This window comes from Micromonospora sp. NPDC050686 (assembly GCF_040654475.1).
Classification (GTDB): Bacteria; Actinomycetota; Actinomycetes; order Mycobacteriales; family Micromonosporaceae; genus Micromonospora.
Genome location: NZ_JBFAID010000019.1, coordinates 74,980 through 93,184, shown reverse-complemented (window position 1 = coordinate 93,184; position 18,205 = coordinate 74,980). Strand labels below are relative to the sequence as shown.

General features: G+C 75.2%; 21 protein-coding genes and 1 pseudogene. 12 read left to right on the top strand and 10 right to left on the bottom strand.

Annotation, left to right across the window (positions count from 1 at the left end):
- The 3 genes and pseudogenes from AB0H57_RS15560 to AB0H57_RS15550 form a co-directional block, all read right to left on the bottom strand.
- Positions 1 to 77 (bottom strand): annotated as a pseudogene (locus AB0H57_RS15560) (electron transfer flavoprotein subunit beta); the annotation flags it as partial.
- A 402-nt stretch (positions 78 to 479) separates the two neighbouring features.
- Positions 480 to 893 (bottom strand): hypothetical protein, encoded by a 414-nt coding sequence (locus AB0H57_RS15555; RefSeq protein ID WP_357506771.1) that lies wholly within the window; start codon positions 891 to 893, stop codon positions 480 to 482.
- A complete protein-coding gene (locus tag AB0H57_RS15550) occupies positions 890 to 1,687 on the bottom strand; it encodes a GNAT family N-acetyltransferase (protein ID WP_357506769.1) in 798 nt (265 codons plus the stop codon). The genes AB0H57_RS15555 and AB0H57_RS15550 overlap by 4 nt, the downstream gene beginning before the upstream one ends.
- Positions 1,688 to 1,728: 41 nt before the next feature.
- Between AB0H57_RS15550 and AB0H57_RS15545 the strand changes: the two genes are divergently transcribed.
- From AB0H57_RS15545 to AB0H57_RS15535, 3 genes are read left to right on the top strand one after another with little or no spacing between them, the layout of a single operon-like run.
- A complete protein-coding gene (locus AB0H57_RS15545; RefSeq protein WP_357506767.1) occupies positions 1,729 to 2,118 on the top strand; it encodes a DUF202 domain-containing protein in 390 nt (129 codons plus the stop codon).
- Positions 2,115 to 2,429: a DUF202 domain-containing protein gene (locus AB0H57_RS15540; RefSeq protein ID WP_357506765.1), complete on the top strand. Its 315-nt coding sequence runs from the start codon at positions 2,115 to 2,117 to the stop codon at positions 2,427 to 2,429. The genes AB0H57_RS15545 and AB0H57_RS15540 overlap by 4 nt, the downstream gene beginning before the upstream one ends.
- Positions 2,430 to 2,456: 27 nt before the next feature.
- Positions 2,457 to 2,876: a PLD nuclease N-terminal domain-containing protein gene (locus tag AB0H57_RS15535; RefSeq protein WP_357506763.1), complete on the top strand. Its 420-nt coding sequence runs from the start codon at positions 2,457 to 2,459 to the stop codon at positions 2,874 to 2,876.
- 6 nt (positions 2,877 to 2,882) lie between these two features.
- Here the strand turns inward: AB0H57_RS15535 and AB0H57_RS15530 are convergent, their stop codons facing one another.
- On the bottom strand, positions 2,883 to 4,505 hold the full coding sequence (locus AB0H57_RS15530) for an acetolactate synthase (protein ID WP_357506761.1): 1,623 nt from the start codon (positions 4,503 to 4,505) through the stop codon (positions 2,883 to 2,885).
- Between the two features lie 107 nt (positions 4,506 to 4,612).
- Positions 4,613 to 5,386, bottom strand: a complete 774-nt coding sequence (locus tag AB0H57_RS15525) for an enoyl-CoA hydratase-related protein (RefSeq protein ID WP_357506759.1) — start codon at positions 5,384 to 5,386, stop codon at positions 4,613 to 4,615.
- A gap of 99 nt (positions 5,387 to 5,485) precedes the next feature.
- Between AB0H57_RS15525 and AB0H57_RS15520 the strand changes: the two genes are divergently transcribed.
- The 3 genes from AB0H57_RS15520 to AB0H57_RS15510 all read left to right on the top strand — a co-directional run bounded on the left by AB0H57_RS15520 (position 5,486) and on the right by AB0H57_RS15510 (position 7,553).
- On the top strand, positions 5,486 to 6,022 hold the full coding sequence (locus AB0H57_RS15520) for a DUF6232 family protein (protein ID WP_357506757.1): 537 nt from the start codon (positions 5,486 to 5,488) through the stop codon (positions 6,020 to 6,022).
- A 216-nt stretch (positions 6,023 to 6,238) separates the two neighbouring features.
- Positions 6,239 to 6,721 (top strand): DUF6232 family protein, encoded by a 483-nt coding sequence (locus AB0H57_RS15515; protein ID WP_357506779.1) that lies wholly within the window; start codon positions 6,239 to 6,241, stop codon positions 6,719 to 6,721.
- 73 nt (positions 6,722 to 6,794) lie between these two features.
- Positions 6,795 to 7,553 carry a hypothetical protein gene (locus AB0H57_RS15510; RefSeq protein WP_357506755.1) on the top strand — a complete coding sequence of 253 codons (759 nt, stop codon included), beginning with the start codon at positions 6,795 to 6,797 and terminating at the stop codon, positions 7,551 to 7,553.
- A gap of 11 nt (positions 7,554 to 7,564) precedes the next feature.
- Here AB0H57_RS15510 and AB0H57_RS15505 read toward each other — a convergent pair whose 3' ends face one another.
- Entirely contained in the window at positions 7,565 to 8,464 is a 900-nt protein-coding gene (locus tag AB0H57_RS15505) for a ribokinase (protein ID WP_357506753.1), read from the bottom strand.
- Positions 8,465 to 8,499: 35 nt separating this feature from the next.
- Positions 8,500 to 9,339 (bottom strand): ABC transporter ATP-binding protein, encoded by an 840-nt coding sequence (locus tag AB0H57_RS15500; RefSeq protein ID WP_357506751.1) that lies wholly within the window; start codon positions 9,337 to 9,339, stop codon positions 8,500 to 8,502.
- A gap of 125 nt (positions 9,340 to 9,464) precedes the next feature.
- Between AB0H57_RS15500 and AB0H57_RS15495 the strand changes: the two genes are divergently transcribed.
- The gene (locus AB0H57_RS15495) at positions 9,465 to 10,481 is read left to right on the top strand and encodes an ATP-binding cassette domain-containing protein (RefSeq protein WP_357506749.1); all 1,017 of its coding nucleotides are present in this window, start codon (positions 9,465 to 9,467) and stop codon (positions 10,479 to 10,481) included.
- A complete protein-coding gene (locus AB0H57_RS15490; RefSeq protein ID WP_357506747.1) occupies positions 10,478 to 11,485 on the top strand; it encodes an ABC transporter permease subunit in 1,008 nt (335 codons plus the stop codon). Before AB0H57_RS15495 ends, AB0H57_RS15490 begins: the two co-directional genes overlap by 4 nt.
- Positions 11,486 to 11,507: 22 nt before the next feature.
- Here the strand turns inward: AB0H57_RS15490 and AB0H57_RS15485 are convergent, their stop codons facing one another.
- The gene (locus AB0H57_RS15485) at positions 11,508 to 12,683 is read right to left on the bottom strand and encodes an ROK family transcriptional regulator (protein ID WP_357506745.1); all 1,176 of its coding nucleotides are present in this window, start codon (positions 12,681 to 12,683) and stop codon (positions 11,508 to 11,510) included.
- A gap of 167 nt (positions 12,684 to 12,850) precedes the next feature.
- Here AB0H57_RS15485 and AB0H57_RS15480 point away from each other — a divergent pair, with 167 nt between their 5' ends.
- Together AB0H57_RS15480 and AB0H57_RS15475 are read left to right on the top strand one after the other, a co-directional pair.
- A complete protein-coding gene (locus tag AB0H57_RS15480; RefSeq protein ID WP_357506743.1) occupies positions 12,851 to 14,305 on the top strand; it encodes a glycoside hydrolase family 3 N-terminal domain-containing protein in 1,455 nt (484 codons plus the stop codon).
- A gap of 29 nt (positions 14,306 to 14,334) precedes the next feature.
- Positions 14,335 to 15,537, top strand: a complete 1,203-nt coding sequence (locus tag AB0H57_RS15475; protein ID WP_357506741.1) for a PP2C family protein-serine/threonine phosphatase — start codon at positions 14,335 to 14,337, stop codon at positions 15,535 to 15,537.
- Between the two features lie 25 nt (positions 15,538 to 15,562).
- Here AB0H57_RS15475 and AB0H57_RS15470 read toward each other — a convergent pair whose 3' ends face one another.
- Both AB0H57_RS15470 and AB0H57_RS15465 read right to left on the bottom strand, forming a co-directional pair.
- Positions 15,563 to 15,922 carry an STAS domain-containing protein gene (locus AB0H57_RS15470; RefSeq protein ID WP_357506739.1) on the bottom strand — a complete coding sequence of 120 codons (360 nt, stop codon included), beginning with the start codon at positions 15,920 to 15,922 and terminating at the stop codon, positions 15,563 to 15,565.
- A 404-nt stretch (positions 15,923 to 16,326) separates the two neighbouring features.
- On the bottom strand, positions 16,327 to 16,989 hold the full coding sequence (locus AB0H57_RS15465; RefSeq protein ID WP_357506737.1) for a GNAT family N-acetyltransferase: 663 nt from the start codon (positions 16,987 to 16,989) through the stop codon (positions 16,327 to 16,329).
- Positions 16,990 to 17,351: 362 nt separating this feature from the next.
- On the opposite strand from AB0H57_RS15465, the gene AB0H57_RS15460 reads away from it, so the two are divergent.
- On the top strand, positions 17,352 to 17,540 hold the full coding sequence (locus AB0H57_RS15460; protein ID WP_357506735.1) for a DNA repair protein: 189 nt from the start codon (positions 17,352 to 17,354) through the stop codon (positions 17,538 to 17,540).
- A 94-nt stretch (positions 17,541 to 17,634) separates the two neighbouring features.
- Positions 17,635 to 18,153, top strand: coding sequence for a hypothetical protein (locus AB0H57_RS15455; RefSeq protein WP_357506733.1), 519 nt, complete (start codon positions 17,635 to 17,637; stop codon positions 18,151 to 18,153).
- The last annotated feature ends 52 nt before the right edge of the window (positions 18,154 to 18,205 follow it).

The following is an 18,205-nucleotide window of genomic DNA, read 5'->3' as shown; positions in this document are numbered from 1 at the left end:
ACAGTGTTGTCGTCAACACGCAGGCTGCGGTCCGCGCCCGAATCAGGCACCTGCTTGACGAGTACGACGATATTCATCGCGATTCGACGACCCTCCTGTTTGGTGTAGCGATCACTCGCCGGTCACGGGCGCAGCCTCGCGCGTGGCTTAACGTTCGGTCAACCGCGCGACGCTGTGCAGTAGCCCACGAGGGCAATGTTACCTGCCAGTAGCATCGCCCATCCGGGCACTCAGCGTGACACAGCTCACCGGCAGCCGCCGTAGCCCGATACGCTTCCGAAAACGGGAGGGAAAGGGCATGTACCCACAAATCGGCGACGCGGGGCCCGACGCGGCCACCGAGGCCGTGCGGCACCGGCTCCACGCCGGCAGTCACCGGTGCGCCTGCGGGCGGATCCGCGACCGGTGCGTACGGGCCGTCGTGCGCACCCTGTGGTCGCTCGGCCGGGAAGCCCGCCCGGTGGCCCCCGAGCCGCCACTCACTCCGGTCGGTCCAGCGCTGCCCTGATCCGTTCGATCATCGCCGTCTCCTCCGGCGCCACCCCGCGGTGCGCCCGGGCCACCCGGCCCGCGGCATCCAGCACCACCGTCCGGTAGGTCGCCACCTCCCCCGGCGACCTCGCCGCGAGGATCCGCACCGCCCGCTCCAGCGCCGGCAGCGCCACCGACTCGATCTCCAGCGCCGAGTCGGTGGGCAACTCGGGCAACGGCCCCGTGGTCAGTGCCTCCTTCACCGGCCCGCTCGCCGCACCGAACGCGGAAGAGGCGGCGAAGCTCTCCCGCACCATGCCGAACATTCCCGGGTCGGCGTTGGAGACCAGGAAGACGGCGCCGAAGGCACCGGTCCGCAGGGTCAGCCGCTCCTCGTCCGTCAACCGCTGCTCCATGATCACGGAGTGTAGACGTACGGGGTGGTCGTGGTGACCGAGACGAGCCCGAGCCGCTCCAGGATCGGCCGGCTGTCCTCCGAGCAGTCCACCTGGAGCAGCGTCCGGCCCCGCGCCTCGGCGAGCCGCGCCCGGTACGCCACCAGCGCCCGGTAGATCCCCTTGCGCCGCCACTGGGCGAGGGTCGAGCCACCCCACAGGGTGGCGAAGCCGTTGCCGCGCGGATAGCGGACCCAGCCGGCGCTGACCACCTCGCCGCCCGCCTCGGCCACCACGATCGTGATCGACTGCGGGTCGGCCTCGATCTCCTTCGCCAGCCCGGTCACCAGGTGACTGCGGTCGGACTGCCAGACCTGCTCCTCCATCGCGGCGATCCGGCCCAGGTCCGCGCGGCTGGTGACCTCGAGCAGCCGTACCCCGTCGGGCAGGACCGGGAGGGCGGCGGCCAGCGCCGCGACCGGGCCGACCACGACGGTCTCCCGCTCCTCCGGGACGAACCCGGCGGCGCGCAGCCGGTCCGGCAGGTCGGCCGGCTGGTCGTGGCCGTTGACCTTCCACTCCACCGCCTCGCCCCGCTCGCGGAAGTACGCCACCTGCCGGGCGATCAGCGCGTCCAACTCGGCGCCGGCCAGCCCGCCCAGGTCCCGGTAGGTCAGGAAGCCCCGCTGGTCGAGGCCGACGACCCGGACCAGTGGGCCGTCCCGTTCGACGGTCACCCCGGCCGGCAGCGGGTCCGGGATCTCCGGGCGGATCTGGTTGTCATAGGCGTCCCGCAGGGTACGAACATCAAGATCAGTCATCCCTCCAGGCTATTGGCGGCACAAAGCGGATAATCGGCGGCGTGATGCAGGCGATCAGGAACTGGTTCGACCCGCGCGAGCTGCGCTCGGTGGGCACCACCCCGGACTACCGGTTCTCGCTGGCCAACGAGCGCACCTTCCTGGCCTGGCTGCGTACCGGGCTCGCCCTGATCGCCGGCGGGCTGGCCACCGCGCAGTTCCTCCCGCCGCTGCCGCTGGCCCACCTGCGCGAGGTCATCGCGATCGCGCTGCTGCTGCTCGGCGGCACCGTGGCGCTGCGCGCGGTCGACCACTGGGCCCGGACCGAACGGGCCATCCGACTCGGGGAGGAGCTGCCGGCCTCCCGCTTCCCCGCGGTGCTCGCCCTCGCCGTGGGGCTCGGCGCGCTGGTGCTGATCGCCGCGGTGCTGCTGCGCGGGTTCGGCCGGTGACCGGCGAGCCGGCTCCCCGCGACCCCGGCCTGCAACCCGAGCGGACCCGGCTGGCCTGGCGGCGGACCCTGCTCACGGTCACCGCGGTCGCGGTGCTCACCGTCCGGCAGGCCGGCGGGGCCGGTGCCGCGGGCTGGGCGGCAGCCGGTGCGGCGGTGCTGCTCTGGGGGACCATCCTGACCGCCGGTTGGCGGCGGGCCACCGGGGGTGGGCCCCGCCGGCCGGCCCGCTGGGCGCTGCCGCTGTGCGCCCTGACCGCCGCCGGGTACGCGGTGCTCGGCGCGCTGCTGGTGGCCCGGGGTCTGTGGTGACCGCCGCGGGTGCGCCATGATGGTCCCATGGCCCGGCTCTACGTCCTCTTCTTCCTGGCGCAGGTCGTCCTCTGCGTCTGCGCGCTGATCAGCTGCCTCTCCGCCGAGGAGGACCAGATCCGCGTGCTGCCCCGGATCGCCTGGGTGCTGATCATCCTGTTCTTCCCGATCGTCGGCTCGGTCGCCTGGTTCGTCGCCGGGCGCGAGCCGGCCGCCGGCCGGTCGGGCGCCGGTGCGTCCAAGGAGCTCGGCGATCGGCTCCGCTCCCGGCCCCGGCCGGTCGCCCCCGACGACGACCCCGAGTTCCTCCGCACCGTCGACGAACGCAACCGACGCCAGGACGAGGAACTCTTCCGGCGCTGGGAGGAGGACCTGCGGCGCCGCGAGGAGGACCTGCGCCGCCGCGACGGCGACGCGCCCCGCGAGGGCAACCGCCCCGAGGCCTGAGCGGGCTCAGGCCAGGTTGGACGAGCGGGGGTACGCGTCCCCCGGGTCGGTCAGCACGTTGACCAGGTACGGCACCCCGCTGTCGAAGGCCCGGCCGAGGGCGGGACCGAGGTCGGCGGTCTTCTCCACCGTCTCGCCGGCGCCGCCGAGCGCCTCGACCACCTTGTCGTAGCGCAGCCCGGGCTGGAGGTCGGCGGCCACGTCGTAGCCGTACATCGCCCGCATCGGGTGCTTCTCCAGGCCCCAGATGCCGTTGTTGCCCACCACGATCACCACCGGCAGCTGCTGCCGGACCAGGGACTCGACGTCCAGCAGCGAGAAACCCGCCGCGCCGTCGCCCATCAGCACGCAGATCTGCCGGTCCGGGTGGGTGACCCGGGCCCCCATCGCGTAGCCCATGCCGGTGCCGAGGCAGCCGTACGGGCCGGGGTCGAGCCAGGTGCCGGGCTGGGCGGGCTCCAGGTACTTCCCGGCGTACGAGACGAAGTCGCCCCCGTCGCCGATGGTGATCGCGTCGGCGGCGAGCACCTTGCGCAGCTCACCGTAGACCCGGGCCGGGCGGATCGGGTCGGTCTCGGCGGCCATCTCCTCGGCGTCGCGGGCCTTCGCGGCGTCCTCGGCGGTGCGCAGCTGGGCGATCCAGTCGGCGTGGTCGGCCCGGTCGCCGGGGTGCCCGGCGAACGCGGTGAGGATCAGGCGCAGGTCGCCGGCGGGGCTGGCGGCGGGCTGCACGTGGCCGGCGCGCTGGCTGGGCGCGTCGACGACGTGCACCACCTGCGCGTCGCCGAAGTCGCCGAAGGAGAGCCGGAAGTCCAGCGGGGTGCCGACCACCACGACCACGTCGGCATTCTTCAGGGCGATCCGGCGCGCCTTGGCGAAGGCGAGCGGGTGCTCCGGCGGCAGGGCGCCGCGCCCCATGCCGTTGGTGAAGACCGGTACCTGGAGGGCCTCGGCGGCGGCCCGCAGGGCGTCGACGGCGTCGCCCGCGTACACGTCGGAGCCGGCGATGATCACCGGTCGGGACGCGCCGGCGATCAGGCCGGCGGCCTTCGCGACCTCGTCCGGGTCGGCCTCGACCGGGGCGGGCGGGGTGACCGCCGGCAGCTCGGCGTCGCCGACGGAGAAGATCGCCTCGAGCGGGAAGTCGAGGAACGCCGGGCCGCGGTGCGGGGTGAGCGCCGCGGTCAGGGCGGCGGTCACCGCGCGCGGGATGTCGTCGGCGCTGAACACCGTCTCGGCGTGCTTGGTGACCGGGGCGACGAGCGGCAGGTGGTCCATCTCCTGCAGGCTGCCGGAGCCCCAGCGGAACTGCGGGGCCCGCCCGCCGAGCACCAGCACCGGGGAGGCGTTGAAGAAGGCGCTGGTCAGGCCGGAGACGCCGTTGGTGACGCCGGGTCCAGCGGTGAGCACGGCCAGGCCGGGGCGGCGCTGGAGCTTGGCCACCGCCTCGGCGGCGAAGACGGCGGACTGCTCGTGCCGGACGTCGTAGATCGGGAAACCGGTGGAGTGCGCGGCGTCGTAGAGCGGGAAGACGTGCCCGCCGGAGAGGGTGAACATCTCCCGTACGCCGTGCGCGCGCAGCGCCGCCAGCGCCAGCGCGCCGCCGTGTCCCTCGACCCGTTCCGTCATCGCCGCTCCCCTTCGATCATGGCCGAGTCCCACGCTACTGGCCGGTAGGCGGAATGTGAACCGCTCTCGGGTCGGCGGCGCCGGTTCGCCGCCGACCCGGGAACCGGTCAGCGGCCGGTGAAGCCCGGCTTGCGCTTCTCCACGAAGGCGGCCATGCCCTCGCGCCGGTCGTCGGTGGCGAACAGCGCCGCGAAGAGCTGGCTCTCCCAGGCCAGGCCCGAGTTCAGGTCCATGTCCAGGCCGCCGTCCACGGCCAGCTTCGCCGCCCGCAGCGCCTGCACCGGCCCGGTCAGGAACGGCTTGACGTAGGCGACCGCCGCCTCGTACACCTCGGCGGCCGGGACCACCAGGTCGGCCAGGCCGATCCGCAGCGCCTCCTGCGCGTCGACCATCCGGCCCGTCATGATCAGATCCTTGGCCCGGGCCGGCCCGACCAGGCGGGCCAGCCGCTGAGTGCCGCCCGCGCCCGGGATGATGCCCAGCTTGATCTCCGGCTGGCCGAGCTTCGCGTCCTCCGCCACGATCCGCCAGTCGCAGGCCAGCGCCAGCTCGCAGCCGCCGCCGAGGGCGTACCCGGTGATCGCGGCGACCACCGGCTTCGGGATCCGGGTGAACACGCCGAGAGCGCTGGACAGGTCGGCGGCGCGCCCGGCCATGTCCACGTAGGACATGTCGGCCATCTCCTTGATGTCCGCGCCGGCCGCGAAGACCTTCTCGCCGCCGTACACGATGACCGCGCGGACCTCGGGGTCGGCGGCGGCCTCGGTCGCGGCGGCCCGCAACTCCTCCTGGACCTGCTTGTTGAGCGCGTTCATCGGCGGCCGCTCCAGGCGGATGGTACCGATGCCGTCCTTCACTTCCAGCCTGACGAACTCGCCCACGCTGCCCTCACTTCCTCGTCGAAGTCGCGTGCCAACCTTACGACCCGACTCGTTGGGGTACGTAGTGTGGTGTCAGCCGCACCGCCGGGAGTCGAGGCCATGATCACGTACTACGACGACAGGTCGGTCCAGGTCACCTCCACCGCCGTACGGGTGGAGCGCCGCACCTTTCCGCTCACCGAGATCAGCGCGGTCTGGCACCGCCGGGGCAGCCGGTCGTGGCGGGTGCTCGCCGGTCGCGGGGCGCTCGGCGCCGCGCTGGCCGGCCCACTGGTCGCCGCGCTGCTCGGCATCGCCCTGGCGCTCTGGCTGGACCGCTCCGCCACCGTCACCATCGCCGTCGTCGGCGCGTCGGTGCTCGTCGGGCTCGCCGTCGGCCCGCTCGCCGACTTCCTCTTCGAACACCTGGACCGCTCGTACGCCCGGGGCAGCCGGCAGTTGGAGATGTGGGCCCGCTGGCGCGGCCAGCCGGTGTGCCTGCTGCGCACCGGCGACGCGCTGCGCTTCGGCCAGATCTACCGGGCCGTGCAGCGGGCGGTGGAGAGCGCGCCGCCGGCCCGCCGGCCGACGGCCTCCGTCCGTCAGAACGCGGGCAGTTCGTCCGGCACCATCGCCAGGCCGCGCAGCAGGCCGTAGAGGTCCTGTTCGCCCCAGAACTGGACGATCCGGCCCCCGGCCAGCCGGTATCTTCCGGCGACGACACCTCCGGGACCGGCGCCGCGACGCGACCGCAGCCGACGGGCGACAGCCGGAGTCGACGGGCGACAGCCGGGACCGACGGGCGGCGATCGTCGCGGGGTGACGGCGGATCGTCGGGGGTGGACGGTTGCCGGCGGGTGGTAATGCTTGATGATGACCCTCTATTACCGGGACGACGCCATGCAGGTGACGTCGGAGTCGATCCGGGCCGGCGGCCACGCCATCCGGGTCGCCGACGTGACGTACGTGTGGCACGCCCGCGGGACGACCACGCTCGCCGTCCGGGGCCGGGTACTGGGTCGCGGGGTGCTGGTGCTGCTGCTGTCGCTGCCCCCACTCGTCGCGCTGGTCTGCGTGGTGTCGCTGGCCTGGGCGGCCCAGGACCGGGGCAACTGGCAGCTGGCGCTGCTCATCCTGGCCGCGTGCGCGGTGGCCGTGCTGGTCGCCATCCCGTTCCTCGAACTGCCGCTGGGCTGGCTCGACCGCTCCTACGAGCGGGGCAACCGGGTGCACGAGCTGTGGGTGCAGCACCACGGGCGGGAGGTGATGCTGCTGCGCACGCCGGACGCGCTGCGGTTCGGGCAGATCTACCGGGCCGTGCAGCGAACCGTCGAGCAGCAGGGCGACCATCGCTGAGCCTGACGGCTCAGCTCGGCTGGCCGGATTCGTCATCCGGCGGTCCTGGCCATGGCGACGCACACTGGGTGGCATGGCGATCCCCCTGCCCCGGCCCGGCGACGTCCTCGGGCTCACCCGCTCCGCGTTCGACTCGGCGGCGTCGTTCGCCGCCTTGCCCACCCGTGCCTTCGCCGTGCTCGACGGGGTCGAGGCGCTGCTGGCCCGGATAAACGGGGTGGTGGACCGGATCGAGGGGACGCTGGACCGTACCGACCGGGTGCTCGACGACGCCGAATCGGCGGTGCGCGGGGTGGCGGTGATCAGCGTCGCGGCGACCACGGCGGTGGAGAACGCGGCGGAGGTCGCCGCCGCGGCCGCGGTGGTGATCGGCGAGGCCGAGCGGGCGTCCGCCGCCGCGCTGACCCTGGTCGCGGACGCGGAGAAGGTGACCGGCGCGGCCGCCGCCGTGGTCACCGAGGCGGACGCGGTGGCCGGGCGGGCCGCCGGCACGCTCCGCACCGCCGAGGAGGTGACGGCCGCGGCGGGCGAGCTGCTGGCCGCGTACGAGCCGGCGTTGCGGCGCGGCGCGCCGATGGCGAACCGGTTCGTGGCGGAGCTCAGCCCGGAGGAGGTGACCGCGGCCATCCGGCTCGTCGACGAGCTGCCCAAGCTCAAGGAGCACCTGACCGCCGACATCCTGCCGATCCTGGCCACCCTGGACCGGGTCGGGCCGGACCTGCACGACCTGCTCGACGTGACCCGCGACCTGAAGCTCGCCGTCGCCGGCATCCCCGGCCTGGGCATGCTCCGCCGCCGGGGTGAGCGGCTCGCCGACGATCCGGAGAGCTGACCGGACGCCGCTCAGGCGGGCCCGGCGTACAGGGCGTCGATCTCCGCGCGGCGGGGCAGCGCCACCGAGGCGCCCAGCCGCCGGCAGCAGGCCGCCCCGGCGGCCGCCGCCCAGTGCACGGCGGCGAGCAGATCCCGTCCCTCGCCCCAGGCGACCGCCAGCGCGGCGGTGAACGCGTCCCCGGCGGCGGTGGAGTCCACCACCTCCACCCGGACCGCCGGCACGTGCACGGCCGTGCCGTCCCGGTCGCCGTACCAGGCGCCGGCCGCGCCGAGCGTGAGCACCGCCCGGGGCACCAACTCCAGCAGCGCGTGCGGCTGGTCCCGGCCGCGCCCGGTCAGCGCCTGCGCCTCGGACTCGTTGACCACCAGCACGTCCACCGCGTCGAGCAGCTCCGCCGGCAGCCGCCGGGCCGGCGCCGCGTTGAGCACCACCCGGGTGCCGGCGGCCCGGGCGGCCACGGCCGCCTCGGTCACCGTCTCGACCGGCACCTCCAGCTGGGCGACCAGCACGTCCGCCTCGCGTACGGCGGCCAGCTCGCCCGCGGTGAGTCGGGTGAACGCGCCGTTCGCGCCGGGGATCACCAGGATCGCGTTCTCCCCCTCGGCGTTGACCATCACCAGCGCCACGCCCGAGGCGCCGTAGACCACCCGGAGCTGCCCGGTGTCGACCCCGGCGGCGGTGATCCGGGCCCGCAGGGTGACCCCGAACGAGTCCGAGCCGATCGCGCCGAGGAAGGCACCGGAGGCGCCGGCACGGACGGCGGCGACGGCCTGGTTGGCGCCCTTGCCGCCGGGGACGGTGACGAAGTCGGTGCCGAGCACGGTCTCCCCCGGCCGGGGCAGGGTGGGCGCGGTGGCCACCAGGTCCATGTTGGCGCTGCCGACCACCACGACACGGGTCTGTTCCACCGGCCTCTCCTCCCGACCGTCGCCCGGCGCGCGGCTCAGGCGGCGCGGGCGGTGTACCGGTCGCCGTGCCGCTCGACCACCAGCGGCAGGCCGAAGGTCTTGGCGAGGTTGTCCCCGGTGAGCGTCTCGGCGAGCAGGCCCTGGGCGACCACGCCGCCGTCGCGCAGCAGCAGCGCGTGGGTGAACCCCGGCGGGATCTCCTCGACGTGGTGGGTGACCAGCACCAGGGCCGGCGCGTCCGGGTCGTACGCCAGCTCGGCGAGCCGGGCGACCAGGTCCTCGCGCCCGCCCAGGTCGAGCCCGGCGGCCGGCTCGTCGAGCAGCAGCAGCTCCGGGTCGGTCATCAGGGCGCGGGCGATCTGCACCCGCTTGCGCTCGCCCTCGGAGAGGGTGCCGTACGCGCGGTCGGCGAGGTGCCCGACGCCCAGCTGGCTCAGCAGGGCGCGGGCCCGGCTCTCGTCGCCGCGGTCGTAGCTCTCCCGCCAGCGACCGACCACCGCCCACGCGGCGGTGACCACCACGTCGGTGACCTTCTCCTCGGCGGGCAGCCGCTCGGCCAGCGCGGCGGTGGACAGGCCGATCCGGGTGCGCAGCTCGTTGACGTCGGTGCGGCCGATCCGCTCGCCGAGCACGTGCGCGACGCCGGTGGTCGGGTGCAGCCGGCCGGCGGCCAGGTTGAGCAGGGTGGTCTTGCCGGCGCCGTTCGGGCCCAGCACCACCCATCGTTCGTCCAGTTCGACCCGCCAGTCGACGTCGTGCAGCAGCGCGGTGCCGGACCGCCGTACCCCGACTCCGTCCAGGCTGACCACCAGATCCGCGTCGACGGGTGAGGGGGCGGCGGCGCGGGCGGCGCCGGGGATCAGGTCACCAGTCACCCGCCCATCCAACCACGCACCGCCCGGCCGCCCCCCACGGGCGGTGCGCCGACTCTAAGGTGAGCGCGGCGTGCCCGTCGACCTGAGGAGTTGCCCATGCCCACGCGAGGCGAGGAGGCCGTCGGGTGACCGCCGTGATCGAGATCGAGGGGCTGCGCAAGTCGTTCCGCAGCCTGCGCCGGGGGCGGCGGGTGGCGGTCGACGGCTTCGACCTCAGCGTCGAGGCGGGCCAGGTGCACGGCTTCCTCGGGCCCAACGGCTCCGGCAAGACGACCACGCTGCGCGCCCTGCTCGGCCTGGTCCGGGCGGACGGCGGCCGGATGCGGGTGCTCGGGGTCGACTCCCCGCGCCGGCTGCCCGAGGTGGCCGGCCGGGTGGGCGCGATCGTGGAGAGCCCGCAGTTCTTCGGCAACTTCACCGCCCACCGGACGCTGCGCCTGCTCGCGGTGGCCGGCGGGGTGCCGACCGGCCGGGTGGACGAGGTGCTGGAGCAGGTGGGGCTGCGGGACCGGGGCCACGAGCGGGTCCGCGGCTACTCGCTGGGCATGAAGCAGCGGCTGGCCGTCGCCTCGGCGTTGCTGAAGGGCCCGGAGCTGCTCATCCTCGACGAGCCGGCGAACGGGCTGGACCCGGCGGGCATCCGGGAGATGCGGGACCTGACCCGCTCGCTGGCCGCGGCCGGGGTGACCGTGCTGATCTCCAGCCACATCCTGGGCGAGATCCAGCTGATCTGCGACCACGTGACGATCATCTCGCGGGGCCGGCGGGCGGCGACCGGCCCGGTGGACGAGGTGCTGGCCGGCTTCGACCGGCACGAGTGGCGGATCGGGATCGCCGACCCGGACCGGGCGGCGGCGGTGCTGGGCGCGGCCGGGGTGACGGTCGCCGAGCACGACGACCACCTGGTGGCGCACGGCGTCGCCGACCCGGAGCTGATCTCGCGCACGCTGGGCGAGCAGGGGCTGTGGGTACGGGAGCTGACCCCGCTCCGCCCCGACCTGGAGAGCGTCTTCCTGGAGCTGACCGGCTCCGCGCCGGACCCGGCGGCCTCCCGCCAGGTGGACGACGTGACGCTCCCACCGGCCCCCCGGGAGCCGGTCATCGACCTGGACGTACGGCAGAACGGGGAGGTGCCGGCGTGAACCTGATCCGCGCCGAGCTGGAGCGGCTGGCCGCCCGCCGCTTCGTGCAGCTGATGGTGGTGCTGCTGCTCGCCGCGTTCGCGGTGGCCGCGGCGACCACGGTGGCCGACTCGCACCGGCCGTCGGCGGCCGAGCTGGAGCAGGCCCAGTCGCAGGCGGCCGTGCAGATCGCGCACCTGGAGGCCACCCACGAGCGCTGCCTGCGGGTCAAGGCGGGGCAGCTGCCGCTGGACGAGAACGACTACCTCCCGGCGGACTGCGCCGAGATCGACCCGGCCCGGATGGCGCAGTTGCCGGTCGCGACGGACTTCCTGGACGGCGTGTTCGTCTTCGCCAACCAGGCCCGGCCGCTGCTCTACACCGTGGTGGCGTTCCTGATGCTCTTCGGGTTGCTGGTCGGCGCCTCCTACATCGGCGCCGACCTGAACTCGGGCGGGGTGGTCAACCTGCTGCTCTGGCGGCCCCGTCGCGAGGAGGTGTTGCGGGCGAAGCTCACCGCGCTCACCGGCGTGCTGCTGGGGTTCTCCGCACTGACGTCGGCGGCGTACCTGGGCGTGTTCTGGCTGATCGGCCAGGCGGGGGGGACGCCGGGGCGGCTGGACGGCGAGTTCTGGGCCGGGCTGGGCGGCAGCTACGGCCGGGGCCTGGTGGCGGTGCTGTTCGCCGGGGCGATCGGCTTCGCCGTCGCCACGCTGGGCCGGCACACCTCGGCGGCGCTCGGCACGGTCGTCGCGTACCTGGTGGTGTGGGAGTTGGGCGCCCGGCTGGTGTTCGGCGTGCTCGGGTCGGGCCGGCCGGACCGGGTGATGCTCTCCAGCTACCTGTTCGCCTGGCTCAGTGGCGAGGTCCGGCTCTGGGACGGGTACGCGTGCGGCGACGGCGCCGGCTTCTGCGACGGCTTCTACACGCTGGGCTGGCCAGAGGCGCTGGTGGTGCTGCTCGCGCTGACCGGAGGGCTGGTCGGGGCCGCCTTCGTCCTGTTCCGCCGCCGGGACCTGATCTGAGCCCGGCCGGTGGGGCGGGCGGTCAGCCGACGGTCGAGCCGAACACCTCGTCCCGCACGGCGTCCAGCGCGGTCCGCAGCGCGCCCCGCAGGATCGGCTCCTCGGTCAGCCCGGTCACCACGACCCGGGGCCGGACCAGGGTGATCGCGGCGACCTCGTGCTGCACCCGCTCGGCCAGCGCCGCCCCGCCGGCCTGCCCGACCTCACCGGCCAGCACCACCAGCGGCGGGTCGAGCACCACGCAGGTGCTGGCCACGCCCAGGGCCAGCCGGCGGGCCAACTCGTCGAGCATCGGCCCGCCTGCCGTGCCAGCCGCGACGGCGGCCCGCACCGCCGCCGGCGCGTCGGTGTCCGGGAAACCGTGCTCGCGGGCCACCGCGCGGACCGCGTCCCCGCCGGCCAACTGCTGGAAGGCCGGCTTCGCGCGACGGGAGACGTCGCGCGGGATCGGCACCCCGGGCACCGGCAGGTAGCCGATCTCGCCGGCCGCGCCGGTGCTGCCGTGGTGCAGCCGGCCGCCGAGCACGATCGCCAGGCCGACGCCCGCGCCCACCCAGACCAGCACGAAGTCGGGCACCTCCCGGGCGGCGCCGGACTGCGCCTCGGCCACCGCCGCCAGGTTGACGTCGTTCTCGAAGACCACCGGGATGTGCAGGTCCTCGCGCAGCGCGGCGAGCAGTCCCCGGTGCCAGCGCGGCAGGTTGAACGCGAAGGTGATGTCGCCCGTGCCCGGGTCGACCAGGCCGGGGGTGCCGAGCACCACCCGCCGTACGGTGGACAGCTCCGCCCCGGCGCTGGCCGCCGCCTGCACCACGGCGTTGTGCACCACGCCCACCGGATCGTCGGTGTCCCGGGTCGACTGCTCCACCCGGCCGTTCACCGCCCCGGTGATGTCGGCGCAGGCCGCCACCACCCGCTCGGCGCCCACGTCCACGCCGACGACGTGCGCGCTGCCCGGCCGCACGGCGTAGAGCTGGGCGTTCGGGCCCCGCCCGCCGGCCTGCTCGCCGACCCGGGTGACCAGGCCCCGCTCCTCCAGCCGTTCCACCAGCTGCGACGCGGTGACCTTGGACAACCCGGTCAGCTCGCCGATCCGGGCCCGGGTCAGCGGGCCGCGCTCCAGCAGCAGTTCCAGCGCCGCACGGTCGTTCAGCGCCCGCAACAGGCGGGGGGTGCCGGGCAGCCGGGTCGCACTCATGCCACGTCCTCGAGTTTCCGTAAGCTTTGCTAACCAACGCCCTGGAAGCGGGTGACCGTAGCGTATCGGCCGCCCGGACCGGGGAAACCCGGGCGACCGGGCAGCACCGCCGACCGGCCCGGCCGAGGACGCCGACACCCGGTCGGGTCACCCGAAGGAGGAAAGTCGTGGGGTTGGATCCAGGACTGCGCCGGCTGGCGCTGGGCACGCTGCTCGCCGCGTACCCCGGCCCGGTGCCGCCGGACTGGGCGGTGGACCTGGTCGCCGAGGGGCTGGCCGGGCACACGCTGTTCGGCACCAACGTCCACGACCCGGCCCAGTTGGCGGCGACCACGGCGGCCCTGCGGGCCGGCCGGGCCGACGTGCTGATCGCCATCGACGAGGAGGGCGGGGACGTCACCCGGCTGGCGCACGCCACCGGCAGCCCGTACCCGGGCAACGCGGCGCTCGGCGCGGTCGACGACCCGGCGCTGACCCGCGACGTGTACGCGGCGATCGGCGCGGAACTGGCCGCCCTCGGCATCACCGTCGACCTGGCCCCGACCGTGGACGTGAACACCGCCGACGAGAACCCGGTGATCGGCACCCGCTCGTTCGGCGCCGACCCGGCGCGGGTGGCCGTGCACTCGGCCGCCGCCGTGGCGGGCCTGCAGTCCGCGGGCGTGGCGGCCTGCGCCAAGCACTTCCCCGGCCACGGCGCCACCGTCGCCGACTCGCACCACGAGCTGCCCACCGTCGACGTGCCCCCGGCGGTGCTGCGGGAGCGGGACCTGCCGCCGTTCGCCGCGGTGATCGACGCCGGCGTCGAGGCGATCATGACGGCGCACATCCGGGTGCCGGCGCTGACCGGCGACGGGCCGGCCACCTTCAGCCGCGCCGTCCTGGTCGACCTGCTCCGCGCCGAGTACGGCTTCACCGGCGTGGTGATCACCGACGCGCTGGAGATGAAGGGGGCGGCGGTGGCCGCCGGCGGGGTCGGCCCGGCCGCCGTCCGCGCGCTGGCCGCCGGGGCGGACCTGCTCTGCATCGGCGCGAAGGTCGACGCCGAGCTGGTCGAGCTGGTGGCCGCCGAGATCGGCGACGCGATCGGCGCCGGCCGGCTGGACCGGGCCCGGGTGGAGGAGGCGGCGGCGCGCACCGCCGCGCTGGCCGCCCGTACCCGCGCGGCCACCGCCGCGCCCGCCGTCGCCGAGCGCCTCGGGTACGCCGCCGCACGGCGGGCCGTCCGGGTCGAGGGCACGGTCGACGGGCTGGCCCGGCCGCTGGTGGTGCAGCTGCACGCCGCCGCCACCATCGCCGAGGGCCGGGTGCCGTGGGGCCTGGGCCCGCACCTGGGTGACGCGGAGGAGGTCCGGGTGGTGGCGACGGAGGCCGACCCGGAGGCGCTGCGCCGGCTCGCCGGCGGGCGGCCGATCGTGCTGGTCGGGCGGCACCTGCACCGGCTGCCCGGGGGCCCGGAGCTGGTCGCCGCGCTGGCCGCCACCCACCCGGTGACGGTGGTGGAGATGGGCTGGCCGGCGTCGTGGCGGCCGGCGGGCGCGCGGGCGTTCGTCACCACGTACGGGGCGAGCCACGCCAACGGCCGGGCGGCGGCGGAGGTGCTCGGGCTGGCTGAGGTCTGAGCCGGCCCCTCGGGGGTAATGCTCACCGGATGACGGACCCCGATGCCTGGCCCCGGGTGCTGGCCGAGATCGTCGCCCGGTCGCACCGGCTGCCGCCGGACGAGCTGACCTCGACGGTCAACGACGCCCTCGCGGCCACCCGCGCGCGGGTGACGATCTTTCTGGTCGACGTCGAACAGCGGCACCTGCGGCCGCTGCCCGACCCGGCGCGCCCGACGCCGGAGCCGCTGCCGATCGACGCCAGCCTTCCCGGTCGCGCGTTCACTCTGCTGGAGCCGCGCTCCGCGCGGGGTGACCCGGCCCGGCTGTGGGTTCCCGTGGTCAACGGCACCGACCGGCTCGGCCTGCTGGAGGTGTCGCTGCCGCCCGGCGGCGACCCGGACGACCGGTCGCTGCGCGACGGCCTCCGGCTGGTCGCCGGGCTGCTCGGCCACCTCGTCACCAGCAAACGGGAGTACGGCGACAACCTGCGCCGGGCCACCCGCAGCCGCCCGATGACGGTCTCGGCGGAGCTGCTCTGGGACCTGCTCCCGCCGCTGACCTTCGCGACCGCGGACATCGCGATCACCGGCCTGCTGGAGCCCTGCTACGCCGTGGGCGGCGACGCCTTCGACTACGCGCTCGACGACGGTGTCGTCTCGCTGGCGATCCTGGACGGGGTGGGGCACGGGTTGCCCGCCGTGCTGACCACGGCGGTGGCGCTGGCCGCGTTGCGGGCCGAGCGCCGCCACGGTGGCGGACCGGCCGCGCAGGCCGGCGCGGTCGACGCGGCGATCCGCGGCCAGTGGAACGACGCCCGGTTCGTCACCGGGGTGCTGGCCACCTTCGACACCGCCACCGGCCTGCTGCGCTACGTCAACGCCGGCCACCCGGCCCCGCTGGTGCTGCGCCACGGTCGGGCGGTGCACGCCCTCACCGGGGGCCGTCGGCTGCCGATGGGCCTGTCCGGGCCGGCGCCGGAGCCGGCCGAGTTGCGCTGCCAGCCCGGGGACCGGCTGCTGTTGCACACCGACGGGGTGACCGAGGCCCGCGACGCGGCCGGGGAGATGTTCGGTCCGGCCCGGTTGGCGGACCTGACCGAGCGGTGCAGCCGGTCCGGGCTGCCGCCGGCGGAGACGCTGCGCCGGGTGAGCCACGCCGTCGCCGGGCACCGCGACGGCGAACTGGTCGACGACGCGACGCTGGTGTTGCTTGAGTGGTCGGCGGAGGCGGCGCGCCGCTCCGAGCCCTGAATCGGCCTGCCGGCCGCGGCTGCGCTCAGCCGAACCGGCGCCACCGGGCGGGGCCGTCCGCCCGGTACGCCTCGCCGTCGGCCCAGCCGAGCAGTGGGCCGACCCCCGTGATGCGCAGGATCCGGGCCACCGCCGGTTGCGGGTCGGTGACCCGCACCGGGACGGCGTGTACGGCGCCGGCGTCGGCACCGCGCAGCAGCGCCCGGACCCCGGCGGAGTCGAGGAAGTCGACCCGGGACAGGTCGACCAGGACGGCACGGGCGTCGGGTCGCCGCACGGCTTCGCGCAGCGCCGCCTCCAGGGCGTCCGCGCTGGACATGTCGATCTCGCCCGTCGGGCACAGGATCACCCGTCCCCTCGCGGCGTCCCGCACAGCCACGTCCATGAACCGTCCCCACTGGTCGGATGAAGAATCGGCGGACGGCCCGCCACCGAGCCGCCCGTCAGCCGACCATACCGGCCGGGCGGGCGGCGGGCCACGCACCGCGATCAGCCGCGGGGACCACTCTCGGTCACCGGCGCCGTGACGGCATCGCGCCGCAGGTCAAGTCCGGTAGCGGACACCCGGAAACGGTCGATCGCTCCTTGCCGCCCGGCGCTCCGATACGTAGCGTTACCGGCGGCGGGTCGAACGGCGGTGGCCACCGGCCCGCCACGGCCCGGGCCTGGGGGATGGGCCGCGGACCGTGGATCCGGCCCGGGATCCACGGTCCGCCGCCGTGCCATCGGTCCAGCGTGGCGCCGGCACCGTGGGACCCGCCCCGTGCCCGGTGGCCGCACCGCCGACGCTCAGGGCGGGTAGACCCCGAACGAGCGCCAGCCGCGGTCCGGGAAGCCGGCGGCCGCGGCGACCCGGGCGGACGCGGTGTTCGCCGGGTCGTGCAGGTAGGTGGGGACGGCGCCCTCGTCGAGCACCCGGCGGGCCGCCTGGGCGACCAGCCGCCGGGCCAGCCCCCGGCCCCGCGCCGCGGCGACCGTGCCCACCGCCAGCTCGTGCCCGTACGCGTCGTGCCGCTTGACGCCGACGCCGGCCAGGTAGCCGCCGTCGGCGTCGCGCACCACCAGCACCGCCCGGTCGAACAGCCGCAGCCAGCGCGGCAGGCCAGGGCCGGTGGGGCTGGTCCACTCGCCCGCGTCGGGCAGCGGCGCGGGCGCCACGCACCAGCGGAACACGTCCTCGTGGATCACCCAGTTCGGGTGCCCCACCGCCGCCGGCAGTTCGGCCAGCAGCGCGGCCTCGCCCCGCTCGGCCAGCGCGCGGACGGCGTCGACCCGGTCCGGCGCCACGGAGAGCACGGTGCTGCCGTGGGCGCCGACGGCGATCGCCGGGCGCGGTCGGCCGTCCCAGGCCGGCCGGGCCCGCCGTCCCGAGCGCACCACGTGCAGCCCCGAGCCGGCTGGCCACTGCCCCAGCCAGCCGGCCAGGTGCAGGTGCAGCCGCCGGTCCAGCACGTGATCACCCCTTCTCGGTCATCGGTCCAAGATCAGGGTACGCCGCGCCGGCGGGGTGGCATCCCGGTTCGTCCGCGCCGCACGCCGCCCTCGTTCGGCAGTGGGCGGCGCGACGTGGTCCGGCCCTGGCCCGGCGCGAAGAGACCGCCGTCACTTTGCGCGCTTGCGCCGGATCGGCCTGGCGGCGGGGTGAAACAGTTGACGAATCGTGATTGGCCGACGAGCCGAGCGGGTAGGCGTACCGAACATCACCGATGCCCTACCGGCCCGGACCTCGGGGACGACGCCGGGAACCAGCGTCACCAACATGGCGTCATATCTATTTCCATACATGTACAACTTTTTTTGGGATGGTAATGGTCATGCCGAATCAGCCGAATGACCGGTACCAGCAGGACGCCGACCGCATCTGGATGGCGGCGGAGGCGGCCGGGCGCTTCCCCGCCCAACCGTCGTACCGGGAGGCCCGCGCCGCCGCCGGGCTCAGCTGGGCGGAGCTGAACGCGCTGCCGGCCGGCGCCTCACCCCGGCGCGGCCTCACCGCCCGCTGACGACACACCTGGGCGGTCCACCCACCGCTTTCGCACACCTGTCGGTTAGCGTCTTCTGGTCCGAGAACCGCGTACGACAGGAGAAGCTCCGCGCATGGGCAAGAAGACGATCCAGGTCTCCGACTTCAGCGGCACGGTCCTGCGGCCCGACGACGAGGTGGTCAGCGTCGTCGTGCTGGAGCACCCTGACCTGGTGGCCGGGCCCGTGCGTTTGGACGCCACCGCGGTGGAGGTGGAGAGCATCGACGACGCCTCGCTCGACGTGGCGGTGGTGGAGATCCACGACCGGCACGGCGGGGGCGAGCCGCGGCGGGTCGTGCTCACCGCCAGCGAGTTCGACGCGATGGCCACCGACACGCCGATGGCGCAGTTGCTGCGTACGGCCGAGCGGGTCAAGCCGCCGAAGGCCCGGCGCGGCGCCGAGAAGGTCGACTACGGGACGATCGAGCACGCCGGCCGGCCGCACCGCGGACGGGTCACCGAGGAGGAGGCCCGACTGGTGCGCGAGCGGCTCGACGAGGTCAACAAGCGCCTCGCCGACGCCGGCATCCGCCAGGTGGACCCGGCGGACCCGGAGCACGCCGCCCGCTACGGCTTCCCCGTCGGGGGCTGACGCCGCCGACGCCCGGGCGGGGTCGACCCCAGCCCGGGCGGCCGGCGCCCGG